Genomic DNA, 23,425 nt, shown 5'->3' with positions numbered 1-23,425 from the left:
ATCAATCGGAGGTATTAATTTATCGATCTGTTTTTAAGCTTTTTGTAATTTATACTTTGTAAGTATATACACCCAAAGCTAAAAATTATACCTTTACCCGTTTTTAAATTAAAATTACTACATGGTTAAATTCAACCGTTTCACACTGGATAATGGTCTTCGGGTTATTGTTCACGAAGATAATACGACACCTATGGCGGTGCTTAACATTCTGTATGATGTAGGCGCCCGCGACGAAGATCCCGAGCAAACCGGTTTCGCGCATTTGTTTGAACACCTGATGTTTGGTGGATCTGTAAATATACCCAGCTTCGATGAGCCCTTGCAAAGGGTAGGAGGCGAAAACAATGCCTTTACCAGTAACGATATCACTAACTATTATATCACGCTTCCGTCGGCTAATATCGAGACCGCCTTTTGGTTGGAGAGTGATAGAATGCTGAGCCTGGCTTTTAGCGAAAAAAGCCTGGAGGTACAGCGTAACGTGGTTATAGAGGAATTTAAGCAACGTTACCTGAACCAGCCCTACGGCGATGTGTGGTTAAAATTGCGCCCACTGGCATACAAACATCATCCGTATCGTTGGGCTACCATTGGTAAAACCATTAAACACATTGAAGATGCCCGCATTGAGGATGTAAAAGCCTTCTTTAAAAAACACTATAACCCTCAAAATGCCATTATGGTAGTTGGGGGTGATGTAACTACCGAGCAGGTAAAACAGCTTGCCGAAAAGTGGTTTGCGCCGATCCCCGCTGGTGAAAAATATCATCGTAACCTGCCGCAGGAACCGGAACAGCATGAAGAACGCCGCGAAACGGTTACCGCTAAGGTGCCGTTGAACGATGTTTACATTAGTTTTCAGATGGGTGGCCGATTGGATGATGACTTTTATGCAACAGAGTTATTGTCTGATGTGCTTTCCCGCGGTAATTCCTCACGTTTATACCGCAGTTTAGTTCAGGACAGACAGATATTCAGCGAAGTACACGCGTACATCACCAGTAGCCTGGATAAGGGCATGTTTATACTGGAAGGCAAGCCGCTTGAGCATATCAGCATTGAACAGGCGGAGGCCGCTTTGTGGGAGGAATTAGAAAAAGTTAAAAATGAAGAGATCCCGGCTGATGAACTGACCAAAGTGCAGAACAAAACTGAATCGACGATGGTTTTTTCGGAAATGTCTTTATTGGATAAAGCGATGAACCTGGCTTCGTTTGAGTTGTTGGGTGATGCCGAAATGCTTAACCAGGAAACATCTAAATATCTGGCGGTAACAGCTGCTCAGATAAAGGATACTGCCACTAAGATATTCAGAAAGGATAATTCTTCAACCCTCGTTTATTTAGCCGAAAAAACTGAATCGGCGTTGGCTTAAAAATAGTCTGAATCAGAATTTACAGGATTAATGAATTTACGGAATAATGAGGTCATATTTAATTCTGTAAATTTTTAAATTCAGTAAATTCTGATTCTGACAACTAAACAAACAAAATATGATCGATAGAAAATTAGCCCCGGATTTTAAGGCTATTGAAAATATAAACCTCATCAAACCCGAACATAAAAAGCTGGATAACGGCTGTAATGTTTATTGCTTTAACTCGGGCGATCAGGAACTGGTACGGATAGAATGGATATTTAACAACCTGCGTTTTGACGCGGCTAAGCCATTGCTTAACATGGCTGTAAATACCATGCTTACAGAAGGCACAACTACCTTATCGGCCTCTGAAATTGCCGATAAAATTGATTTTTATGGCGCTTTTTTACAGGTTGATTACGGGTATGAAAATTCTCTGGTTACCTTGTACAGTTTAAATAAGCATTTACATCATACGCTGCCCGTAATTCTGGATATTCTTACAAATTCTGTATTCCCCGAAAAGGAACTGGAAACTTTTAAGCGTAATCAGCAACAAAAACTGCAGGTTAGTCTCCAAAAGAATGATGTAGTTGCCCGCCGCGATTTTAATAAAGCTATTTACGGCGAAACTATCTATGGACTGGGAGCAACCTTTGATAATTACAAAAGTTTACAGCGCGAAGACCTGCTGGCACATTTTAAACAAATGTACCAGCCATCAAACTGTACCTTGATCATCGCCGGAAAAATTGAGCCCGAAACCTTAACGCTCATCAAAGATACTTTTGATAAAAACTGGACAAATGGTCCTGTCGCTGCAGATACCAGCCAGCCTGAGTTAAAACCAGCCACCGAGTTGTTTTACTTTACCGAGAAGCCGGATGCCCTGCAATCAGCTATCAGGATAGGGTTACCAACTGTTAATCGTAACCATCCCGATTTTCAACCTTTACAGGTATTGAACACCGTATTAGGTGGTTATTTCGGATCACGACTGATGGCTAATATCCGTGAGGATAAAGGATATACCTATGGTATAGGCTCTGGGCTCAGCTCATTTAAACAGGGTGGCGCTTTCTTTATCGCTACCGAAGTTGGTGCTGATGTATGTAAAGCCGCCGTGGGCGAAATTGAAAAAGAGCTCGGACTGCTCAAAACCGAATTGATACCTGAAGAAGAATTATCACTGGTTCGCAATTTTATGCTGGGATCTTTATTAGGCAGCTTGGAGAATGTTTTTTCCCATGCCGATAAATTCAAAAGCATTTATTTTGCCGGTTTAGATTATGATTATTACGACAGGTATGCAACTACAGTAAAAACAACAACCGCTGTTGAATTACGTGACCTCGCCAATAAATACCTCAACTTTAATCAGTTTTACAAAGTGATTGTAGGGAAATATTAAGATTTACTAATATGAAATTGTCATTCTGAGCGGAGCGAAGAATCTTTGGGACGCTATGCAAGTCTTTGAAAAATAGATCCTTCGTTCCTCAGGATGACAAATAATAAATTTAAGGGCAATCAAATCCGAAATCGAACATCCGAAATCCGAAATAGAGATTTATCATATAAAGGCAATTTTCCCTGTACTTTTAAATAAATCCGAAATCGAACATTTGAAATCCGAAATATTTATTACCTTTGCCCGGCAAATAATAACTCCAAAATAATTATTTGCTATGCAGTTAGACCCATCAAAATTTGTTGCCGAAGGATTAACTTACGACGACGTTTTACTACTCCCGGCTTATTCAGAAGTTTTACCGCGCGAAGTTAACACCAGTACTTTTTTAACAAAAAGCATTCGATTAAACATCCCAATTATCTCAGCAGCTATGGACACCGTTACCGAATCTGGTTTGGCTATTGCTATTGCCCAGGCTGGTGGTATAGGCATGTTGCACAAAAACATGACCATACAGGCCCAGGCCGACGAGGTACGCAAAGTTAAACGTTCTGAAAGTGGCATGATACAGGATCCTGTAACACTATTGGAAGATGCGCTGCTTGCAGATGCTTTTCAGATCATGAAAGAGTTTAGTATTGGTGGTATCCCGGTAATTGACGCTGACCACAAACTGAAAGGTATCATCACCAACCGCGATCTTCGTTTCCAGAAAGATATGTCGGTGCCGGTAAGCGATGTAATGACCAAAACAGGTTTGATCACAGCGCCCGAAGGTACTACGCTGACTGAGGCTGCTGCTATTTTACAAGGTAACAAAATTGAAAAGCTGCCTGTAATAAACAAAGATGGTAAACTGGTAGGTTTAATTACTTACAAAGACATACAAAAAGTAAAAAACTTCCCTAATGCCTGTAAAGACGAATTTGGTCGATTACGTGTAGGTGCCGCTGTTGGAGTTGCTGCGGATAACATTGACCGCGTAACCGCGCTGGTTAATGCCGGTGTGGATGTGGTTACGGTTGATACGGCCCACGGTCATTCAAAGGGAGTTATTGATATGGTTAAGGCGGTTAAAAAATTATATCCAAACTTACAGGTTATAGCCGGGAATATAGCAACCGGCGATGCTGCGCTTGCACTTGCTGACGCCGGTGCAGACGCTGTAAAAGTAGGTATTGGTCCGGGTTCTATATGTACTACCCGTATTATTGCTGGTGTAGGCGTTCCACAACTTTACGCAGTTTATGAGTGTGCCAAAGCACTGGAAGGCCGTGGTATACCGGTAATTGCCGATGGAGGTATTAAACAAACCGGTGATATTGTTAAGGCTATCGCTGCGGGTGCAAGCTCTATCATGGCTGGCTCACTGTTTGCCGGTGTTGAAGAATCACCGGGTGAAACCATTATCTATGAAGGCCGTAAATTTAAATCATACCGGGGTATGGGTTCGGTTGAAGCTATGGCTAAAGGCTCAAAAGACCGTTACTTCCAGGATGAAACCGATGTGGTTACCAAATTGGTTCCGGAAGGTATCGTTGGTCGTGTGCCGTTTAAAGGCAATATGGCCGAAGTAATATTCCAGTACATTGGTGGTTTACGCGCAGGTATGCACTACTGTGGTGCTGCCAATATCGAAGATCTGCAAAGAGCCAAATTTGTACGCATCACCGCAGCTGGTATGCGCGAGAGCCATCCGCACGATATTACGATCACTAAAGAAGCACCAAACTATACCAGCAGGTAATTTCAGGAAAGAATGTAATAAAAATAATAGAAAGGAAGCCGGCTGGTTTCCTTTTTTTATGCCTGTAGAAACCGTATTTTAAGCGCCAATATCTATTCATAGCATGAAAATTATCTCCCCGAAATTAACTTACCGTTTATTGATTGCGTTAAGTGCCAGTGTTACAATTTATTTACCCCTAAAAGCCCAAACAGTAAGCAATACAGACAGTCACGAAATAGTGACCAAACTTGCCGATAAACTGGTTGATGTGTACCCTTTTCCCGAAATCAGCGCGAAATACAAGGAGGCACTTTTAAAAAATGAAGCTTCGGGGCGTTATAATGGTTTAACCGAAGATGAACTTGCCACAAAGTTAACAGCAGATTTGCGCACCACCCATAAGGATGTTCATTTGAGGGTTATGCGCAATGAAGCCACCTATAAAAATATGACCGCTCCACGCAGCGAACGTGGCCATAATCAGGAAGATAATTCAGAAGCGAAAGCTAACTATGGTTTTAAAAAAGTAGAGATAGACGGTATAACATCAACGGCGTATATTGATGTTCCTGGTCCGTTTTATGGCTCGCAGGAAGCGTTCGAAATGGCTGCTGCAAGTATGAACATGGCTGCTTACAGTAAAAATATTATTATCGATATCCGCCATAATCCGGGAGGTACAGGACAGATGGGCCGCTTTTTAGCCGCTTATTTCTATAATCCTGGCCAGGAGCAGTTTTATCTTAACGGGTTTTATAAAGATCGCAAGCATGATGAACAGGAATGGACTTATGCTTACGTGCCCGGCAAGCACATGCCCAACGCCAATGTATATATTTTGGTAGGTCGGGGTACGGGCTCAGCCTCTGAGGGTTTTGCTTATGCGATGCAAAAATTGAAGCGGGCAACCCTGGTAGGCGATACCACAGCAGGCGCGGGAATAGCCGGTACCTTTGTTGCACTTAAAAATAACCTCATTGTGTTTACTCCGTTTAAAATGGTTGTTGGCCCTAACAGCAATGTGGGCTGGGAAGGAACGGGTGTAATCCCCGATGTGCAAACCGGCAAAGAAGATGCCTTACTTATTGCTCGTAAACTGATCCTGGAAAATATGCTGAAAACTTCGGCTGATTCGGCTCAGCGAGAAATTGCCCAATGGCTGGTGGATGACAGTAAAATTCCCGTGAATTCATCGGTGAATATGAAAGCCAAATACGGCGCTATTATCGGGAAGTATAATAATAACATCACCGTAACCTACGCTAAAGGAGATTTGCTCTGGAACCGGGTTGAACCTGGCAAACCGGTTGAAAGTTTTGTAATTAAGGAAGTTAAGCCAGATGTATTGGTGATAACTGGTCTTAATGGCAATATCGGGCCAAACGTATCAAGAGCTTATATCAACCGGGATGCTAAGGGCAATATAGAAAGCATAACCCGTAAAACGCTATTGGGCAATGGTACTATATCTGCAAGTTCACAGCTCTTAAAAAAGATTAAATAAATAAATGGCAGCCAGCTGGCTGCCATTTATTTTCACTGACCATTTCCAACAGGTGATAAAATACCGCCGGTTATAATGATTTTTAACGCCTGGTCCTGCGCAAAACCTTCTTTTACCAGCGCCTGGAAATATTGATGTGTCAATTTCGCTATTTCGGCAATTTTGCCTGGTTGTTTGTAATAATCAAGACGGGCATTCAGCATGGCTTTGGCCATATTGCCATACACAGGGCCCATGGCATTTTGCATATCTGTTTCTTGTTGTGATAACCCGCTAACTGCATCCTGGCGTTCCACCGGCGGTGGGGGTAACAATACCACGTCGGTTACTTTTACTTTCCGGGTAGATCCGGCAGGCAATGATTGGGTAAGACTTACATTATAATAATTGAAAAACTTGATGCCGTCGCTTCTGTAGCCTGGTCTTTCAATAATGTCGATAGTTTTAGCGGTGGCAGGTATTTTTTTAAAATAGATCTTAAAAGCCAGTTTATCGCCGGCTTTGGCAAAAGTATGCTTGGCCGGTACCATCGCTATATTATCTGATTTTATGTAATTATAATGCTCATTGTCTACATCGGTTTGAATAAAAATTTCCTTATTAAGTTGTACCCAAGAACTGTCGCTGCGGGCCGTATATTCAAAGCTAACAGTTGTAAATTGTTTGTCGGTCTCTATTTTGGTTATTCTGCAGTTCCAGTCTTCGGGAACCCCCACCGAGGGGTTTTCAATACTTTGTGCAAAAGAGGTGAATCCTGTTATCAATAGCAGCAGGGTTACTAAGGCGAAAAACTTTCTCATTATAGATAATTTATGATTTGGTTTAAGATGTATAAATGTAAAGGTTAAATGTACTACTGACAAATAAAATATATGCATTATTCCTGTTTTCATAAGCTTCAAAACAAACAGGTCTGATATATTTGTGGTATGAAAGCTATCTGTGTATTCTGTGGCGCCAACTTTAATGGCGACCCGGTATTAAAACAAGCGGTTGAACAACTGGCCGAACTCATGGTGAATCGTAACATCACCCTGGTGTATGGTGGTGGTAAGGTAGGTATAATGGGCCTGCTGGCTGATAATGTTCTGCAACGGGGAGGTAAAGCCATTGGCATTATCCCACAGTTTTTGATGGATAAGGAGGTTGGCCATACCGGTTTAACCGAATTGCATATTGTTGAAAACATGCACCAACGTAAGCAAATGATGAATGACCTTTGCGATGCTATCATCACTTTGCCGGGAGGCATAGGTACACTCGAAGAATTTTTTGAGGTGTTAACCTGGCTGCAATTAGGACTGCATAAACACCCGATAGGTTTACTCAATGTAAATGGTTTCTACGATTTTCTGCTTAAACAGTTGGATGTAATGGTTGAGCAAAAATTTATGAAACCCGCCAACCGCGACCTGGTGATCACATCGGGCGATCCTATCGAGTTAATTAACCTCATGGATGGTTTTAATGTTGCACCAGATGAAGTTTGGTTTAAAGATAGAAACCTTACGTAGATGTGCAAATTTGCGGATATGATGTGCAGATGAAAAACAGGAACCTCATTTAGAGGTTGCGAATGTGTATATTTCAGATGTTTTGATTCTTTTATCTGCATATCCGCACATCATCTGCACATCTCAAATTTATTCCCCGCCTTCCGGGCCGTAAAAAATAACCCAGGTGGCAAAATCATCGGTGAAGTTTTCAAAACGGTGTTCAACTCCCGCTTTAACAAACAATACATCACCCTGCTGAAAACTGGTGCGAACACCATCGTTCAGAAATTCGCCGTAACCACTGATGATCACATATAATTCATCCTGCAGATGCGGTGTTTGAGGGTCGATGTTTACCGGCCGGTATATTTCAACCGACATACTACCATGCTCAATAACTTTAACAAATAAATTTTCGGGCTTATTGCTTAAATGCTGCAACGCTTTAATGACCGATGATTTCATTTTTATAGGGATTAAAATGTTGTACGTTTTACGTGGTACGTATTACGTTTAAGTAATTCGTGTTGAATTTGTATAGCACATTGTACATTATTGTATAAAAACGTATAACGTAATACGTACAACGGGAAAAAATTATGCTACCTGGCTAATAATCCAAAAATCGTCGGCCAGGTTAGTACTGGTAATGTAGTCATAAGGCATATAAAAATAGCCTTTAAGTCCCCAGCTATCACCCCAGCTGTTACGTACAATAAATGCGCTCTTTTGATCATCGTAGCCTACCGCCATTACCGCGTGCCCGCCTATTACACTCTCTGTATCAGAGGGCATTGGTAAAACGCCGCTTTTGGCTACAGCATCACCTTCAAAACTTTGATACGCCGTAAAACCAAACACAAACGGATTGCCACCAGCAAGGCAGGTTTTTAACTCATTAATTGCGGCGTTATTTAAGCGGGTGTATTGCAGTGCTTTGTTTTTCAGGGCGCTTGTATATAACGTTTTAGTGGGTTTCGTAGCAAATTTACTCACATTATATGGCCACAGGCTTTCGTCGCAAACACCAAGGGTAGCAACAGACTTAACACCATCACGTAATTGCGCGCCGCTATCAGCTTTAACATGCCCTTCTAAAACCCGTTCATTATAATAAATGAATAAACGTGATGGACTAAATACCGTCAGTTTTTGCTTTATGAGTTCAAACTGAAAGGCTGCTGCTATGGCGTTGGCTGTGCATGATCCTAATTCGCCCTGATCGTAAACCGGCGGACACTGCGCGCGCAAGTCGACCAATGGGGGAGTAGGTTGAGCAAGGGCGGCGTGGCGTACAACTGCATATTGAAAATCGCGGTGATCGGGCAGGTCGGGTAACCAGCCATAACGTTTGGTTTGTTGTATCATATAAGGGATAAAATATTTATGCAATAAAGGTATAGCGTTTGGCAATAATTCAGGTGCGTGTTTTTACGTTATCTGGTACGTGCTACCACCTGAATATTTAAACAAGATAAATAGTTGATTAGCAATGTCAAAAGATTTGTTACTCAGTAATGTGTAAAACAAATCGGCAATTGATTAGCTTTTGATCCTTTAATTTTTCCTATTTTACATTTTTCCCATTATAAACCAATTATGGATATCGCATTCAATATCAATGAGGATATAAACAAACAGCTTGTTTATGAGCTCAATACCAGGCTCAAAAAAATACACGAGGGCGGGGGCGAAAAGGCCGCGGCCAAACAAAAAGAAAAAGGAAAAATGCTGGCCCGCGAGCGTGTGGCCTATCTGATAGACGATAACAAACCCTGGCTGGAAATTGGCGCATTTACTGCCGATGGCATGTATGCCGAACATGGCGGCTGCCCATCAGGCGGGGTAGTATGTGGCATTGGTTATGTATCGGGAAGGCAGTGTGTGGTGGTAGCTAACGATGCCACAGTGAAAGCCGGTGCCTGGTTCCCGATAACCGCTAAGAAAAATCTACGCGCGCAGGAGATATCTATGGAGAATCGTTTACCTATTATTTACCTGGTCGATTCTGCCGGCGTTTATTTGCCCCTCCAGGATGAGATATTTCCTGATAAAGAACATTTCGGGCGCATCTTTCGCAATAATGCCATTATGAGCAGCATGGGTATTATCCAGATCTCGGCCATTATGGGCTCCTGTGTGGCAGGCGGTGCTTATTTACCTATCATGAGCGATGAGGCTATGATTGTGGAAGGCACAGGTTCGGTTTTCCTTGCGGGATCATACCTCGTAAAATCGGCCATCGGTGAAGATGTGGACAACGAAACACTGGGCGGCGCCACAACCCATTGCGAAATATCAGGTGTTACCGATTATAAACAACCCAATGATAAAGCCTGCCTGGATTCTATCCGCAACATCATGAGTATGGTGGGCGATTATAACAAAGCCGGGTTTGATCGTATAAAACCTGTCGCTCCAAAGCTCAACGAGAAAGATATATACGGCATCCTGCCTGATAACCGCGAAAAAGCCTATGACATGAAAGAGATCATTTTACGCTTGCTGGATGATTCGGCTTTTGAGGAGTATAAGGAAGGCTATGGCCAGTCTATTATTTGCGGCCTGGGCCGTATTGATGGTTGGGCGGTAGGTATTGTGGCCAATCAGCGCAAGGTGATCAAATCAAAAAAAGGCGAGATGCAGTTTGGTGGCGTTATTTATTCCGACTCGGCCGATAAAGCCACTCGCTTTATTATGAACTGTAATCAAAAGAAGATTCCCCTGGTGTTTCTGCAGGATGTTACCGGCTTTATGGTTGGCAGCCGCTCAGAGCAGGGAGGTATCATTAAAGATGGCGCCAAAATGGTGAACGCGGTAGCCAATTCGGTAGTACCTAAATTTACTATTGTAGTTGGCAATTCTTATGGTGCCGGTAATTACGCCATGTGCGGCAAGGCCTATGATCCCAGGTTGATATATGCCTGGCCATCAGCTAAAATAGCGGTAATGGGCGGCGGACAAGCGGCCAAAACCTTGTTACAGATACAGGCGGCGGGTTTAAAAGCCCGTGGCGAAGTAGTTGATGAAGTAAAAGAAGCCGAGCTGCTGAAACAAATAACCGACCGGTACAATAGCCAGACAACCCCATATTATGCCGCTGCAAGGCTTTGGGTTGATGGAATTATCGATCCGCTGGAAACCCGCAAGGTGATCTCGATGGGCATAGAGGCCGCTAATCATGCACCTATTGATAAAGCATTTAATGTAGGAGTGATACAGACGTAAAGTTATGAATGCCACCATCGATGAACTGCTGTTACTTGCCGGCGGTGCTTTTTTAGTCGTATCAGGTATAGGCAAACTAAATGAGCGTCGGAAATTGCTTAAAACCGGTGCCAAAGTAGAAGGTGTGGTTTTTAGCCTGGAAGAGGAGTGGGGTATAGGGGAAAAGCGCTCAAAATTGTATTACCCGGTGATCGGATTTGTGACCATGGAAAAAGAGTGGGTAACCAAGCGCCATGGAATTGGTACATACCCAGCAGCGTATACCGAAGGTGATAAAGTTATTGTGATTTATGACAAGTTTGATAATGAGCATTTTATATTAGATAACACGCTAGCCAAGTTACTTGGTCCTTTATGTATAGTTATAGGGGTTCTGCTGATGCTTGGTGTGGGCGTCTATTACATTTTAAATCAATATCAACAGGTTTAAACAGATCGTCATTCAACGAAATCATCTAAATCAAAAAAATCAACGGTCAAAACCTTATCTTGAAATATGAAAAAACGGTTACTCCCTTTCCTGCTGATCTCTTTAAAACTTTCGGCGCAAAACGCGCAGCAAATACATCAAAAAGCCATCCTGATAGATACGCATAACGATGTGTTGTCAACACAACTGATCACCAAAAACGATCTGGCCAAACGGCAAAGCGTGGGTAACTTCGACTTGGTGCGGGCTAAAGAAGGCGGGCTCGATGTGCAGATATTTTCGATCTGGTGCGGCGAAAAATATGGTAAGGGGACAGCTTTTGCTCAAGCCAATCAGGAGATTGATTCCTTATATGCGCTCATCAAACGCAATCCTGATAAAATAACACTGGTGCGTAATAGTGCCGAGCTGAAAAAAGCCGTTGATCAGAAAAAGCTGGCCGCACTGATAGGTGTGGAAGGTGGGCACATGATCGAAGACCGGATGGATTATATCGATAGTCTGGCCAAGCGGGGCATGAGCTACCTTACCCTTACCTGGAACAACAGTACCTCCTGGGCTACATCCGCTCGCGACGAGGTGACCAAAAAAGATAGCTTGAAACACTTGGGGTTAACGGATTATGGTAAACAGATAGTTCATCATTTAAATGATCTGGGTGTGATGGTGGATGTATCGCACGTAGGCGAACGCACTTTTTATGATGTGCTGGCCACTACCCGTAAACCGGTTATCGCCTCGCATAGCTGCGTTTACAATATTGACCCAAACAGACGTAACCTCAAAGACGATCAGCTTAAAGCCCTGGCAAAAAACGGCGGCGTAGTATGTGTGAATTTTTACAGTGGTTTTGTCGATAGCGCATACACTCCAAAAGTGACTGCCTTTTATTTAAAGTATAAAAAGGAAATCGACTCACTAAGCAAAGTATATAATGATGCCGACCTGGGGTTTATCAAAGCAAGTTCCATGCACCAGGCCGAGGCTGACAAATTACGCCCGCCTTTAACCATGCTCATCCAACACATTGATTACATCGTTAAGCTGATCGGGGTTGATCATGTGGGTATAGGATCTGATTTTGATGGTTCCGAATCATTCCCGCTGGGTATGGATAGCGTGGCCGATTATCCCAAAGTAACAGCGGAGCTGTTTAAGCTTAACTATACCGAAAAAGATATCGACAAAATACTGGGTGGTAATGTATTGAGGGTGCTCAAAGCTAATACAGGTAAATGATGGCACAGCATTGACCATTCGCCCCTTGCCTGATAAACAGATAAATCGTAAATTCGCCTACATTTTTTTATAACAATGTCTCAAGAAACTGAACACATCAAATGCCTTATCATAGGCTCAGGGCCGGCTGGTTATACCGCCGCTATATATGCTTCAAGGGCCGATCTGAAACCCGTTATGTACACTGGTTTATTGGCCGGAGGTCAACTTACCCAAACTACCGAGGTTGAAAATTTTCCCGGATATCCTGAAGGTATCATGGGTCCCGAAATGATGGAAGATCTGCGTAAACAGGCCGAACGTCTGGGCACCGAGATTCGTTTTGGTTATGCCAGCTCGGTTGATTTTTCAAGTCTGCCCCATAAAGTGGTTATTGATGAAACCAAAACCATTACTGCCGATACGGTGATCATTGCTACCGGTGCGTCAGCTAAGTGGCTGGGCCTGGAGTCTGAACAAAAATACAGCGGTTTTGGTGTTTCGGCATGTGCTGTTTGTGATGGCTTCTTTTTCAAAGGACAGGATGTGGCCATTGTAGGCGCCGGTGATACCGCGGCCGAAGAAGCTACTTACCTGGCTAAACTTACACGCAAGGTTTATATGATCGTTCGCCGCGATGAGTTCCGCGCCTCAAAAGCAATGGTACACCGCGTGTTGAATACCCCAAATATCGAGATATTATATAATACCGAAACCAAAGAAATCCTTGGCGACGGGCAAAGTGTAACTGGTGTAAGAGTGGTTAATAACCAAACCAACGCCGAAACCGATCTGGATGTTACCGGATTCTTTGTCGCTATAGGTCACCACCCGAATACCGATATTTTTAAAGGCTGGTTAAATATGGACGAAACCGGCTATATCCTTACTCGCCCAGGATCAACAGAAACCAATGTAGAAGGTGTGTTTTGCTGCGGCGATGCCCAGGATCATATCTACCGCCAGGCAGTTACCGCTGCAGGTACAGGCTGTATGGCCGCTATTGATGCTGAGCGTTACCTGGCCGCAAAAGAGCATGTAGTAACCGCGTAATAGCACCACCCAACCCTCCCCATCCCGATAGCTATCGGGAGAAAGGGCTTTCTAAAATATAGCAAAGCGCCAACTGGAAACAGTTGGCGCTTTTGTTTTAATTAATGTGAGTTCCATACAATTAGCTCTCTAAGCCATTTCAATCAGTATTAACGAACAAAAGTGGGTTTACACTGTAAACCCACTTTTTAACATTAAAATAAATTAAATTATTGATTGTTAGATGTTTATGTAAATGTAAACCATGAAAAGTGTAAACCATGTAAACCCACTTTTGAAATCTCTTCCGAACGGCGAAGTGCGCATGTAATAATTCCCCTCCCATTGCCTGTGTCCTCACAGGCAATTTTAATACAAGCTGCCTGTGAGGGCACAGGCATCGGTTTAGAATTTTGCAAACCCTATCGGGGTTAAAGCCTTGTAGGAGAAGGTTAATTTTAATATCAGTGCCGTAGGTACTGCACTCAGGTTGCATACCTACGGCATGCTAATCACTCATTTCCGTTTTCTACAAAGCTTTTACTCCTACAGAGTATCTCTAGCTTACTGACATTGATGGGGCGATGGCCTGTGCAATGATAGGAAAGAGAGGAAAGCGATTCGGTAAAAATGCGATAATCGGCTACAAATACGTTTTAGCACACATTTTTTACACATCAAACTTCTTGTATTTTTTTAAAAACATCTATATTCACCATTCAGTACCAACCTGATTAATAAATATGTACAAAAAAGCATCTTCCGTGCTTTTTGCAGTGTTTACAATATTTGTAACCATGGCAAAAGCTCAGGAATCCGATCCTAATCTGGGTATCATCCCGGCTCCCGTTTCATTGAAAAAAGCTTCCGGTCAGTTTGTATTGAGTGAGGAAACCATTATCCAGGCCGATTCGCCCTCCAACAAAGCGGTTTTGTTTTTTAAAGATTACCTGGCCAATAATATGCGCTATCGTAAGTCGGTTGTGGTGAAGGCGATGATGAAAAATCATCCAAACGCCAATTTTATCAAACTAACAGCAGAAGGGACGGATAATTTGCCTGCCGAAGGTTATCGCTTAAATATTACTCCCGAACAAATTACCATTGCGGGTAAAGGATCGGGCCTTTTTTATGGGATACAAACGCTTTTACAGTTGATGCCATTGGAAAGGAGCGCTACCGCTAAGTTTCCGTGCTTACAGATAGAGGATTATCCGCGTTTTGGTTATCGCGGGGCGATGCTGGATGTAGGGCGACACTTTTTCTCGGTCGAGCTGGTTAAAAAGTACATTGATCTGTTGGCCGCTTACAAACTGAACACTTTCCACTGGCACCTGACCGAAGATCAGGGTTGGCGCATCGAAATAAAGAAATATCCAAAGCTTACACAGATCAGCAGCCAGCGCGCACAAACCTTAATTGGTGGTTATCGCGATCGTACCCCGCAGCAGTTTGATGGAACACCTTACGGCGGTTTTTACACCCAGGATCAGATCCGCGATGTGGTCAAATATGCGTCGGACAGGTATATTACCGTTGTTCCCGAAATTGAGATGCCTGGCCACTCTTCAGCGGCTTTGGCTGCCTATCCCGAATTAGGGTGCGATCCAGGTACGCCAGTTAAAGTAGCCGAAACCTGGGGTGTTTTTCCGGATATCTATTGTCCATCTGATAAAACATTCGCTTTTTTGGAGGATGTGTTAACCGAAGTGATGGCGCTTTTCCCAAGTAAATATATCCACATCGGCGGTGATGAAGCACCAAAAGATGCCTGGAAAAAATCGGCCTTTTGTCAGGATCTTATCAAGAAGTTAAAACTGAAGGATGAGCATGGCCTGCAAAGCTATTTTATCCAAAGGATCGAGAAATTCCTGAATTCCAAAGGACGCAGCATTATTGGCTGGGACGAGATACTGGAAGGCGGCCTGGCTCCTAATGCTACTGTAATGAGCTGGAGGGGTGAAGAAGGCGGTATTGCAGCTGCTCAGCAAAAACATAATGTGATCATGACCCCGGGAAGCGGTGGTTTGTATATTGACCACGGTCAGGGTAAACCAAGCCAGGAGCCATTGAGCATTGGTGGTAACGAGCCTTTATCAAAAATATACAGCTATAACCCAACTCCGGCCGTGTTAACTGCCGAAGAACAAAAATATATAGAAGGCGTACAAGCCAACTTATGGACAGAATATATCCCGACTGGTGCCAAGGTGGAATACATGCTGTTGCCGCGATTGATGGCCCTGTCGGAAGTGGCCTGGTCTCCTTTGGCTAACAAGAATTTTAAAGATTTTTCGGAAACCCGCTTACCCGGTCATTTAGCCTGGCTGGATAAAAACAATATCAATTACCGTGTGCCGGTGGCTATTGGCGCTAAGGATACGGTGATGATAGGCTCGCAATTGAATGCCACCTTAAAACCATCGGTAGAGGGAGCAACGATATATTATACTATCGACGGCTATACCCCGCGTGAAACGGATCTGATCTACACTATCCCGCTGAGCTTTTCCATTCCCCCTGATCAATATCGGGAGTTACAAACCATAGTGATCACTCCATCGGGTAAAAGGAGTGTGGTGACGCGTACCGTAGTGTATAATAAAGCGCCGATGGCAGCCGTTAACTATACGGGATCAGCAAGAGGGGTAAAATACCAGTTATTTCCGGGTACGTATACGGCTACAAGCCAGTTACCCAATTTGCCTGCTGCCGATAGCGGCGCTGTTAAAACATTCAGCACTATTGATTTCCGGAAAAGCAAAGGCAAATATGGTATTATCTATTCAGGCTATTTGAATATTGATGCCGATGGTAATTATGGGTTTTCGACCCTTTCTGGCAACGGATCAGTACTACTGATCGACGGTCAGCCTGTGGTTGATAACGATGGTAAGCATGCGGTTACCGAACAGACGGGCGCAGTGCCCTTATTGAAAGGCTATCATAAGCTCACTTTAAAATATGTTGATGCCGGCGGCCCGAATACTTTAAAAGTATTTATCAATGCGCCGGGCAAACAAAAAGCTGAATTAACAGCCGATACTTTATATAATTAATATCCTGCAAAATAAAATGACTAACAGATTTTATCTTTTCGCGTTATTAATAGGTGTTGCAATTACCGGTTGTGGTGGTAACGAAAAAAAGCCTCTATCTAATGCGCCGGCAGCTAAAAAACCGGAGCTTATGCCACCTTTCAGGTTTCATAAACTAATTGAGGTATCTCCAGGGCAAAGCTATGATATATTGAGCTGGGGACGTGGTTCACAAGATGCAGGATCGTTTATGATCTTGCATTCCGATTCGTCGGCCATCAAATATACCACCACTACAGGCGACCTGGATGGGGCTATAGTGGATGTGTACAATGCCGATATGGATGTTGATGGTAACCCCGAGATATTGATCCAGGCTAAGTCAAAAGATACTACCAATTACGCCAGTATCTACGCTTTTGAGTTCAGTAACAATAAAGCCAATAAGCTCGATTTTCCACGGCTGAACAACTCACAGCGTAAAGGCTACCGGGGTAATGATAATTTTTACATTCGCGATGGCAAGTTGATGCGCGAATTTCCTATTTACAGCGGTACCGGAAAGGAGGCCAAACCCACAGGCGCCAAACGCCAGCTGGAATATGGCTTGCGCGGCAATGAGTTCACTGTAAAACAACTCAGCAAAGATTCAACCGATGTGGTTGATAAAAAAGGGACAGTGGCAACTCCGCCTGTTAAACAAAACGAGGAAAAGAAAAGCACCAGCGCAAAAAAATCTGAAAAGAAAAGCAAATCCTCTTCGTCAAAATCAAAGAAAAAGAAGAAACACAGGAGAAGGCATCAGGATGATGAATAAAAAAGAGCGGCACCCCAAGGGTGCCGCTCTTTTTTATGTAATTATATTTTTGTCATCCTGAGGAACGAAGGAGCTTCTTCAAAATGCAAAAGGCCTGTCAGTCTGAGCTTGTCGAAGACTCGTGCGTAGAGGCCTGCCCACCATGGTTCGACGGGGCTCACCATGACACCCTTATTTTAGCATTACAATTGGGGTATGTTCAGAAATTACCCCACAATCTCCAGATCGCCCAACTGGTTATTGATAAATTCCATTTCCTCGCCATTGATATGTATCTCGATAGCCTTGGCATTTTGTTTGGCCTGTGCGGCATTACGGGCGCCTACAAGCGCTATGGTAATGCCCGGATGGTTGATGGTCCAGCGGATTACTAACTGTCCCAGGGTGGCGCCTTTTTCATCGGCCAGGGGTTTTATTTTGGCAAGGAATTCGTTGGTACGTTTAATGTTCTCTTCCTGAAAATATTTTACACCAGCGCGATGATCGCCCGCTTCAAATTGGTGCCCTGGTTTTATTTTACCGGTCAATAAACCACGTTCCAGCGGACTATAAGCCAAAATTGACTTTTTATTTTCGATGCAGTAGGGGATCAGTTCATCTTCAATATCCCGGTTCACCATACTAAAAGGCACCTGGTTGGATGCCAGCTTGATGGTTTTTTCGGCGGTAGCCATTTGTTGTAAATCGTAGTTACTTACGCCGGCCTCACGTATTTTGCCCTGTTCTTTAAGCCGAAGCACGGCTTCCATAGTTTCATCGATAGGTGTGCTGGCATCCGGCCAGTGGATCTGGTACAGGTCAATATAGTCGGTACCCAAACGTTTCAGGCTATTTTCGCATTCCAGTATGATGCTTTCCTTGCCTGCGTATTTATAAACATCAATATCCTTACCATCATTATCCTGGCTTTTAAAGCCAAAAGTGCCTTTAGCTAAATCCCAGCGCATGCCGTATTTGGTGAGCAGCTGTACTTTATCGCGCGGTAAACCTTTTATGGCCTCGCCAACCAGTTCTTCGCTTTTGCCCTGCCCGTAAATAGGGGCGGTGTCAATAGAGGTAATGCCCATATCGTAAGATACGCGCATGGCTTCAATGGCTTCTTTATCGTCATTACCACCCCACATCCAGCCACCGGCGGCCCAGGCACCAAATGTTATAACCGAAACAGCAAGCTTAGTTTCTCCTAATCGTCTAAATTCCATAGATAAATAAGTGGTTTAAAATCCGGCAGCAAAATGTATTTAATTGTTGAGATTAAAAAATTATTTAACCAACGAAATCATATCATTTGCGTTACCCACGCCAACCGCGTCAAAATCATTATTAAAATAAAACCAGGCCTCGCGGGTACCGGGATTTTGTTTTACGGCGTTGATGATTTTTTGGAGAAAACCTTTAGAATAGGGCGAACGATACAACACCGGTACACCATGAAATCTGTAGTAAACAATAGGTGTATTTTGTATCACGTCGTCGGGTAAACTGGGATGGCTCATGCCGCAAAAGGTAATATGATGTTTGGCCAGTTTTTGATAAACCAAATCATTCCACCAGCTTACATGACGTAGTTCCAATACGTTTTTAAATGAAGGGTTAAGGCTGTTGATGATCCGTTCAAGCTTCTCCTCATCATAACTAAAACTCGGCGGCAGCTGAAACAACACCGGCCCAAGTTTCTCCCGTAATCCCTGGTTAATGGTATCATAAAAACTGGTGATGAGCTCAGTGGTATCGTTAAACTTTTTGTAATGGGTAATGGCACGCGGGGCCTTTACCGCAAAACGGAAATCGGCCGGACTTTTACCATACCAGTTTTGCAGGAACGAAAGCTGTGGGAAACGATAAAAGGTTACATTGAGCTCCAGCGTTTTAAAATGCTCGCAATAATAATCGAACCATTTGCGCTGCGGCAGATCCTCCGGGTAAAACTTACCCTTCCAGTCCTTATAGTGAAAACCCGAACAACCGATATGCCACTCCATTCTGTATAAAAGAATGCGAGTGGCGTTTTGTTTTAAAACTTAACCAATGATGTTGAGGAAGAAATCGATGGCTTTTGACGAATGCAGGGCCTCGGTTGATTCCATAGTGATCATGGCTGTTTCGCTGGCCCGTGACCGCATCTGCTTTTCGTAAGCAGCAATGGCCGATTGCGTATCAGCAAAATCATCACTGAGCAGGCATTCACTCAGTTCAAGGGCATCCAGCATAGCCATGTTTACGCCCTCGCCGGCATAGGGGGGCATCAGGTGCGCGGCGTCGCCAAGCATGGTGAGATTGGGTAATGCTTCCCAGGTTTGATCAAAAGGCATGCAATATTGTGGGCGGGGTACAAAGGCATAACTGGCGTTCTCGAAGAGTTCAAGCCATACGCTATCCCAGTCGGCATAATCTTTTTTGAACCAGGCAAGTACCTGAGCTTTGTCGCTAAAATCTATCCCCGAATCTTTAACCCAGTTCTCATCGGTTTTTAAGCCTGCATAAAACACCAGGCTGCCGTCGCCTTTGGAACTTACCAGTAGCGTTTTTTCATTACTCATGCCAAATATTTTACCACCTTTTAATAGCTGGTGTATTTTTGGGCTGGCTGTTTCTGAATAGGCCACCGCGCCTTCTATGGCTGTAACACCTGAGTAGAAAGGCTTAATAGGCGTAATATATGATCGTAATTTGGAGCTGGCCCCGTCGGCAGCGATCACTATATCGGCAATAATTGAAACTCCATTCTTGAATGCCAGTTTCCAGGAACTGCCTTCAGGTAGCATGCTTAAAAAATGACTGTCCCAAACAACCGTACCCGGCAGTAAAGAATCCAGCAGGATATTTTGCAGCGGGCCACGGTCAATTTCGGGCCGGTCCATGGGGCGTTTGGCGTTGGTATGTTCATCAAGAATAATGTTGACGTGCTGGTCAATGATCCGTACCCTATCTGCATCAGGACGATAATTGGCCTCGAAAGCTTCCATCAGCCCGGCTTCCCGGAGGGCTTTCAGACCGGATTCTTCATGCAGATCAAGCGTAGCGCCCTTTGCCCGGGCATCTTTGTGAGCGTCGCGTTCGTAAACTTTTACAGCGGCGCCGTTCATTTGCAGCAGTCGTGCCAGGGTTAATCCGCCCGGGCCGCCACCCACTATGGCTATCTTTTTATTTTTAATGTGGTTCATTTTTTGTGTTTTAATTTATTTGGTCATCCCTTTGATCACGGCATCGCAGCATCGCAGAAGTGTTTCTTCGGTGATGATCTGTTCGGGCCTTTCCTGGTAATCAAAATATTCGCTCATGAGGTCTGTCAAAGGCGAAAACAGTAAAGCCCGTTGTATATCATGATGAAAATTATGGATAGTACCGGCAGAGGCATGATGCTCCAGGAAACGGATGATAGGTCCAAAAAAATCACCCTGTTTAATGTTTTTTTGCTGGTAAGCCTTGTTGAGCAGGGGCGATGATTTGCCGTATTGGATCAGCGCAAAGGCATGTCGGTTATTTTTAAAATAGGCAAAGCCGTTGAGCCAAAGCTTTTTTACGCCTTCGGCAAAGCCCATGTCAAATCTGAAATCATGCAATATAGCCTGCTCATAATTACCCAAAACCTCTTCAATAAAAAGCTTTACCAGGAGATCCTCCTTATTGTCGTACTTGATGTAAATAGTACGGGGCGATATATTGGCCGCCTTAGCCAGCTTCTGCATGGTGAGGTTTTCCAGGCCTTCCTCGGCAATAATTTGCAGGGCTATGGTGCGGATGGCTTCTTCTTTTTCTAAGTTCTTTGGTCGCATAATGCCGGTATTTTAAATGTCGATACAAAAATAAGTAAATGTTTATTTACTTACAAATATTTTATTTGAATTGCTCTTAAATAGAAATATCTCCTAAATCCTCTCCAAAGGAGAGGACGTTACCTGGCACGTGTTTTTACTCCCTCTCCAAAGGAGAGGGTTGGGGTGAGGTCTTTCCGCCGCAGGCGAAGAGCGGGATGGCAAGCGCAGCGATGCCAGGGTGAGTCGACTTTTCGCATCCGCGCATTTGCATATCCGCACATCTGAAATCTGCACATTTATTCGCACATTTGTATATCTGCCTATTGCACCGATAAAATATGCGCTTTATATACCCGGCTTTTTTATTTGCACTGCTCACGTTAGCTATCCCGGTTATCATCCACTTATTCAACTTCCGTAAGTTTCAGAAGGTGAATTTTAGCAATGTGCAGTTTTTAAAAGAGATCCAGGAGCAGCAGGCATCGCGTCGTAATTTAAAGGAGAGGCTCATCCTGGCCGCCAGATTGCTGGCCCTGCTTTTCCTGGTGATGGCTTTTGCCAGGCCGTATCTACCGGGGCAAAATGCCGCCAATACCGGCCGGCAAAACGCGGTAAGTATTTTTGTGGATAACTCCTACAGTATGGAAACCCTCAACCGGGAGGGTTCGCTGCTGGATGATGCCAAACAAAAAGCCAAGGAGATTGCCTCGGCTTATAATATCAACGATCGTTTTCAGCTGCTTACGCAGGATTTTGAAGGCAAACACCAGCGCCTGTTGAGTCGTGATGAATTTAATGACGCTGTTGACCAGGTGAAGATCAGCGCGCAGAGCCGTACATTACAGCAGATCATCGCTCGTCAGCAAAGCCTGTTGCTTACTCAGCAAGGCACTATCAAATCGACCTATATCATTTCTGATCTTCAAAAAAACATGGCTGGTAAGCCGTTAAAAACAGATAGCGGCATAGCCACCAGCCTCATACAATTGAAAGCCGTAAACCTACCCAATGTGGCGGTTGATTCCGTTTGGCTATTAAGCGCCGTTCATCGCCCCGGAGAAAACGAAAAGCTGGTAGTACGCCTGCATAATTATGCCGGTGAAAAGGCGGAGAGGGTACCGTTGAAGGTAACGATCAACGGCGCGCAAAAAGCTTTGGGCAGTTATACCATTCCCGCTCGTACTGTACAAACCGATACGTTGGCCTTTATGGGCTTGCAAGCCGGCTGGCAGCAGGGCCTGGTTGAGCTGCAGGATAACCCGGTTACGTTTGATAATAAGTTTTACTTCAGTTTTAATGTAAGTGCGCAAATGCCTGTGTTGCTGATAGATGGTGGTACACCCAACCCATATCTGAAAGCCGTATTTGCTTCCGATCCGTTTTTTGCCGCCCGGCGCGTGCCCGATGGTAATGTAGATTATGCAGGGCTCAATAGTTTGCCCATTGTAGTCATCAGCGATGTAAAAGCTATATCTACAGGACTTGCACAGCAATTAAAAACCTATGTTTCCAAGGGCGGAACGCTGGTGGTTTTCCCGGCCGCGGATGCCGACCTGCCTAATTATCGCGCATTTCTACAGCTGATGAATGCAGCCTGGCCAGAGAAATTAGTAACGGAAGCTACCAAAGTATCAACCCTGAACAGGCAAAGTCCGGTGTTTAAAAACGTGTTCGAGAATTTTCCTGATAACCCCGATCTGCCCACGGTTAAAAAATATTACCAGTTAAACACCTCGGGTGCAGGGGGCGATAACTTGATGAAACTAAGCGGCGGGCAAAGCTTTTGGGCTGGTTATAACCATAGCAGGGGTAAGGTGTATGTAGCCGCTGTACCGCTTGATGAGGCATACAGCAGCCTGCCCAGGCACGCTCTTTTTGTGCCTACGCTATTCCGCATTGCCCTGTTGAGCGGGCACGATCTGCCGCTGTTTTACACTCTGGGCCAGGACGAAACGTTGGAGATACCACCCGTACAGGTGACCGAAAAGCAATTGCTCAAGCTGGTGAAAGGCGATCAAAGCACCATTCCGGATGTGCGGCAGCAGGAGGGGAGCACTTTGTTATACCTCTCTGATCAGTTACATGAAACCGGGATCTATACGCTAAAAAAGCAGGATAGTACGCTGGCCACGCTGGCCTTTAACGATAACCGCAGCGAATCTGACCTGAGTTATTTGAGCCAGGCCGATCTGAAACAGCTGATGCCTTCATCAACCAGCTTATTAACAGGCACAAAGGCTTCCTTAAAAGGTATTGTAGCCGAAACAAATTTTGGCACACAATTATGGAAACTTTGTATAATTTTGGCATTGATTTTTCTGGCCGCCGAAATTTTGTTGATCAGGTACTTTAACCCGGGTAAACAAGCCATCAAGCAGCCTGTTTGATCTATACAAAT

Annotated in this window: 19 protein-coding genes; 12 read left to right on the top strand and 7 right to left on the bottom strand. The window is 44.1% G+C overall.

The features are described 5' to 3' along the window. The first annotated feature begins 121 nt into the window (after positions 1-121). The 4 genes from FHW89_RS10400 (at position 122) to FHW89_RS10385 (ending at position 6,010) form a co-directional block, all read left to right on the top strand. Positions 122-1,378, top strand: a complete 1,257-nt coding sequence (locus FHW89_RS10400; RefSeq protein ID WP_172334979.1) for a pitrilysin family protein — start codon at positions 122-124, stop codon at positions 1,376-1,378. 118 nt (positions 1,379-1,496) lie between these two features. After that, positions 1,497-2,774 (top strand): pitrilysin family protein, encoded by a 1,278-nt coding sequence (locus FHW89_RS10395; RefSeq protein WP_172334978.1) that lies wholly within the window; start codon positions 1,497-1,499, stop codon positions 2,772-2,774. A gap of 277 nt (positions 2,775-3,051) precedes the next feature. After that, positions 3,052-4,524 (top strand): IMP dehydrogenase, encoded by a 1,473-nt coding sequence (guaB, locus tag FHW89_RS10390; protein WP_172334977.1) that lies wholly within the window; start codon positions 3,052-3,054, stop codon positions 4,522-4,524. A gap of 103 nt (positions 4,525-4,627) precedes the next feature. Beyond that, the gene (locus tag FHW89_RS10385) at positions 4,628-6,010 is read left to right on the top strand and encodes a S41 family peptidase (RefSeq protein WP_172334976.1); all 1,383 of its coding nucleotides are present in this window, start codon (positions 4,628-4,630) and stop codon (positions 6,008-6,010) included. A gap of 32 nt (positions 6,011-6,042) precedes the next feature. On the opposite strand, the gene FHW89_RS10380 is transcribed toward FHW89_RS10385, so the two are convergent. After that, complete coding sequence (locus FHW89_RS10380; RefSeq protein ID WP_172334975.1) at positions 6,043-6,810, bottom strand: hypothetical protein; 768 nt, start codon at positions 6,808-6,810, stop codon at positions 6,043-6,045. Between the two features lie 129 nt (positions 6,811-6,939). Between FHW89_RS10380 and FHW89_RS10375 the strand changes: the two genes are divergently transcribed. After that, entirely contained in the window at positions 6,940-7,524 is a 585-nt protein-coding gene (locus tag FHW89_RS10375; protein ID WP_172334974.1) for a TIGR00730 family Rossman fold protein, read from the top strand. A 129-nt stretch (positions 7,525-7,653) separates the two neighbouring features. Here FHW89_RS10375 and FHW89_RS10370 read toward each other — a convergent pair whose 3' ends face one another. Together FHW89_RS10370 and FHW89_RS10365 are read right to left on the bottom strand one after the other, a co-directional pair. After that, complete coding sequence (locus tag FHW89_RS10370; RefSeq protein ID WP_090465617.1) at positions 7,654-7,971, bottom strand: cupin domain-containing protein; 318 nt, start codon at positions 7,969-7,971, stop codon at positions 7,654-7,656. Positions 7,972-8,103: 132 nt separating this feature from the next. Further along, positions 8,104-8,874: a C1 family peptidase gene (locus tag FHW89_RS10365; RefSeq protein WP_172334973.1), complete on the bottom strand. Its 771-nt coding sequence runs from the start codon at positions 8,872-8,874 to the stop codon at positions 8,104-8,106. A gap of 231 nt (positions 8,875-9,105) precedes the next feature. Here FHW89_RS10365 and FHW89_RS10360 point away from each other — a divergent pair, with 231 nt between their 5' ends. The 6 genes from FHW89_RS10360 to FHW89_RS10335 all read left to right on the top strand — a co-directional run bounded on the left by FHW89_RS10360 (position 9,106) and on the right by FHW89_RS10335 (position 17,269). Next, a complete protein-coding gene (locus FHW89_RS10360; protein WP_172334972.1) occupies positions 9,106-10,734 on the top strand; it encodes an acyl-CoA carboxylase subunit beta in 1,629 nt (542 codons plus the stop codon). Positions 10,735-10,738: 4 nt separating this feature from the next. Next, a complete protein-coding gene (locus tag FHW89_RS10355) occupies positions 10,739-11,164 on the top strand; it encodes a DUF3592 domain-containing protein (RefSeq protein WP_172334971.1) in 426 nt (141 codons plus the stop codon). Positions 11,165-11,230: 66 nt separating this feature from the next. After that, a complete protein-coding gene (locus FHW89_RS10350) occupies positions 11,231-12,403 on the top strand; it encodes a dipeptidase (RefSeq protein ID WP_172334970.1) in 1,173 nt (390 codons plus the stop codon). 75 nt (positions 12,404-12,478) lie between these two features. Continuing rightward, entirely contained in the window at positions 12,479-13,435 is a 957-nt protein-coding gene (gene trxB, locus FHW89_RS10345) for a thioredoxin-disulfide reductase (RefSeq protein ID WP_172334969.1), read from the top strand. Positions 13,436-14,211: 776 nt separating this feature from the next. After that, entirely contained in the window at positions 14,212-16,473 is a 2,262-nt protein-coding gene (locus tag FHW89_RS10340; protein ID WP_253952215.1) for a family 20 glycosylhydrolase, read from the top strand. 16 nt (positions 16,474-16,489) lie between these two features. Beyond that, entirely contained in the window at positions 16,490-17,269 is a 780-nt protein-coding gene (locus tag FHW89_RS10335) for a hypothetical protein (protein ID WP_172334967.1), read from the top strand. 206 nt (positions 17,270-17,475) lie between these two features. Here the strand turns inward: FHW89_RS10335 and FHW89_RS10330 are convergent, their stop codons facing one another. From FHW89_RS10330 to FHW89_RS10315, 4 genes are read right to left on the bottom strand one after another with little or no spacing between them, the layout of a single operon-like run. After that, the gene (locus FHW89_RS10330; protein ID WP_172334966.1) at positions 17,476-18,471 is read right to left on the bottom strand and encodes an aldo/keto reductase; all 996 of its coding nucleotides are present in this window, start codon (positions 18,469-18,471) and stop codon (positions 17,476-17,478) included. A gap of 60 nt (positions 18,472-18,531) precedes the next feature. Continuing rightward, entirely contained in the window at positions 18,532-19,251 is a 720-nt protein-coding gene (locus tag FHW89_RS10325; RefSeq protein ID WP_172334965.1) for a DUF72 domain-containing protein, read from the bottom strand. A gap of 39 nt (positions 19,252-19,290) precedes the next feature. Further along, positions 19,291-20,433, bottom strand: coding sequence for an NAD(P)/FAD-dependent oxidoreductase (locus FHW89_RS10320; protein WP_172334964.1), 1,143 nt, complete (start codon positions 20,431-20,433; stop codon positions 19,291-19,293). Between the two features lie 15 nt (positions 20,434-20,448). Then, a complete protein-coding gene (locus FHW89_RS10315) occupies positions 20,449-21,045 on the bottom strand; it encodes a TetR/AcrR family transcriptional regulator (RefSeq protein WP_172334963.1) in 597 nt (198 codons plus the stop codon). 320 nt (positions 21,046-21,365) lie between these two features. On the opposite strand from FHW89_RS10315, the gene FHW89_RS10310 reads away from it, so the two are divergent. After that, the gene (locus tag FHW89_RS10310) at positions 21,366-23,414 is read left to right on the top strand and encodes a BatA domain-containing protein (protein ID WP_172334962.1); all 2,049 of its coding nucleotides are present in this window, start codon (positions 21,366-21,368) and stop codon (positions 23,412-23,414) included. Positions 23,415-23,425 lie beyond the last annotated feature (11 nt).

Origin of the sequence: Mucilaginibacter sp. SG564 (assembly GCF_013149275.1) — a bacterium.
Lineage (GTDB): Bacteria > Bacteroidota > Bacteroidia > Sphingobacteriales > Sphingobacteriaceae > Mucilaginibacter.
Note: the sequence above shows the minus strand (reverse complement) of the source record. Positions and strands in the feature narration are given on the sequence as shown.

Coding starts and splice junctions, on each gene's coding strand:
- FHW89_RS10335 (WP_172334967.1), top strand. CDS start 16,490: ATGACTAACAGATTTTATCTTTTCGCGTTATTAATAGGTGTTGCAATT.
- FHW89_RS10370 (WP_090465617.1), bottom strand. CDS start 7,971: ATGAAATCATCGGTCATTAAAGCGTTGCAGCATTTAAGCAATAAGCCC.
- FHW89_RS10400 (WP_172334979.1), top strand. CDS start 122: ATGGTTAAATTCAACCGTTTCACACTGGATAATGGTCTTCGGGTTATT.
- FHW89_RS10380 (WP_172334975.1), bottom strand. CDS start 6,810: ATGAGAAAGTTTTTCGCCTTAGTAACCCTGCTGCTATTGATAACAGGA.
- FHW89_RS10350 (WP_172334970.1), top strand. CDS start 11,231: ATGAAAAAACGGTTACTCCCTTTCCTGCTGATCTCTTTAAAACTTTCG.
- FHW89_RS10315 (WP_172334963.1), bottom strand. CDS start 21,045: ATGCGACCAAAGAACTTAGAAAAAGAAGAAGCCATCCGCACCATAGCC.
- FHW89_RS10395 (WP_172334978.1), top strand. CDS start 1,497: ATGATCGATAGAAAATTAGCCCCGGATTTTAAGGCTATTGAAAATATA.
- FHW89_RS10330 (WP_172334966.1), bottom strand. CDS start 18,471: ATGGAATTTAGACGATTAGGAGAAACTAAGCTTGCTGTTTCGGTTATA.
- FHW89_RS10355 (WP_172334971.1), top strand. CDS start 10,739: ATGAATGCCACCATCGATGAACTGCTGTTACTTGCCGGCGGTGCTTTT.
- FHW89_RS10310 (WP_172334962.1), top strand. CDS start 21,366: ATGCGCTTTATATACCCGGCTTTTTTATTTGCACTGCTCACGTTAGCT.
- FHW89_RS10385 (WP_172334976.1), top strand. CDS start 4,628: ATGAAAATTATCTCCCCGAAATTAACTTACCGTTTATTGATTGCGTTA.
- FHW89_RS10340 (WP_253952215.1), top strand. CDS start 14,212: ATGGCAAAAGCTCAGGAATCCGATCCTAATCTGGGTATCATCCCGGCT.
- guaB (WP_172334977.1), top strand. CDS start 3,052: ATGCAGTTAGACCCATCAAAATTTGTTGCCGAAGGATTAACTTACGAC.
- FHW89_RS10375 (WP_172334974.1), top strand. CDS start 6,940: ATGAAAGCTATCTGTGTATTCTGTGGCGCCAACTTTAATGGCGACCCG.
- FHW89_RS10325 (WP_172334965.1), bottom strand. CDS start 19,251: ATGGAGTGGCATATCGGTTGTTCGGGTTTTCACTATAAGGACTGGAAG.
- trxB (WP_172334969.1), top strand. CDS start 12,479: ATGTCTCAAGAAACTGAACACATCAAATGCCTTATCATAGGCTCAGGG.
- FHW89_RS10320 (WP_172334964.1), bottom strand. CDS start 20,433: ATGAACCACATTAAAAATAAAAAGATAGCCATAGTGGGTGGCGGCCCG.
- FHW89_RS10365 (WP_172334973.1), bottom strand. CDS start 8,874: ATGATACAACAAACCAAACGTTATGGCTGGTTACCCGACCTGCCCGAT.
- FHW89_RS10360 (WP_172334972.1), top strand. CDS start 9,106: ATGGATATCGCATTCAATATCAATGAGGATATAAACAAACAGCTTGTT.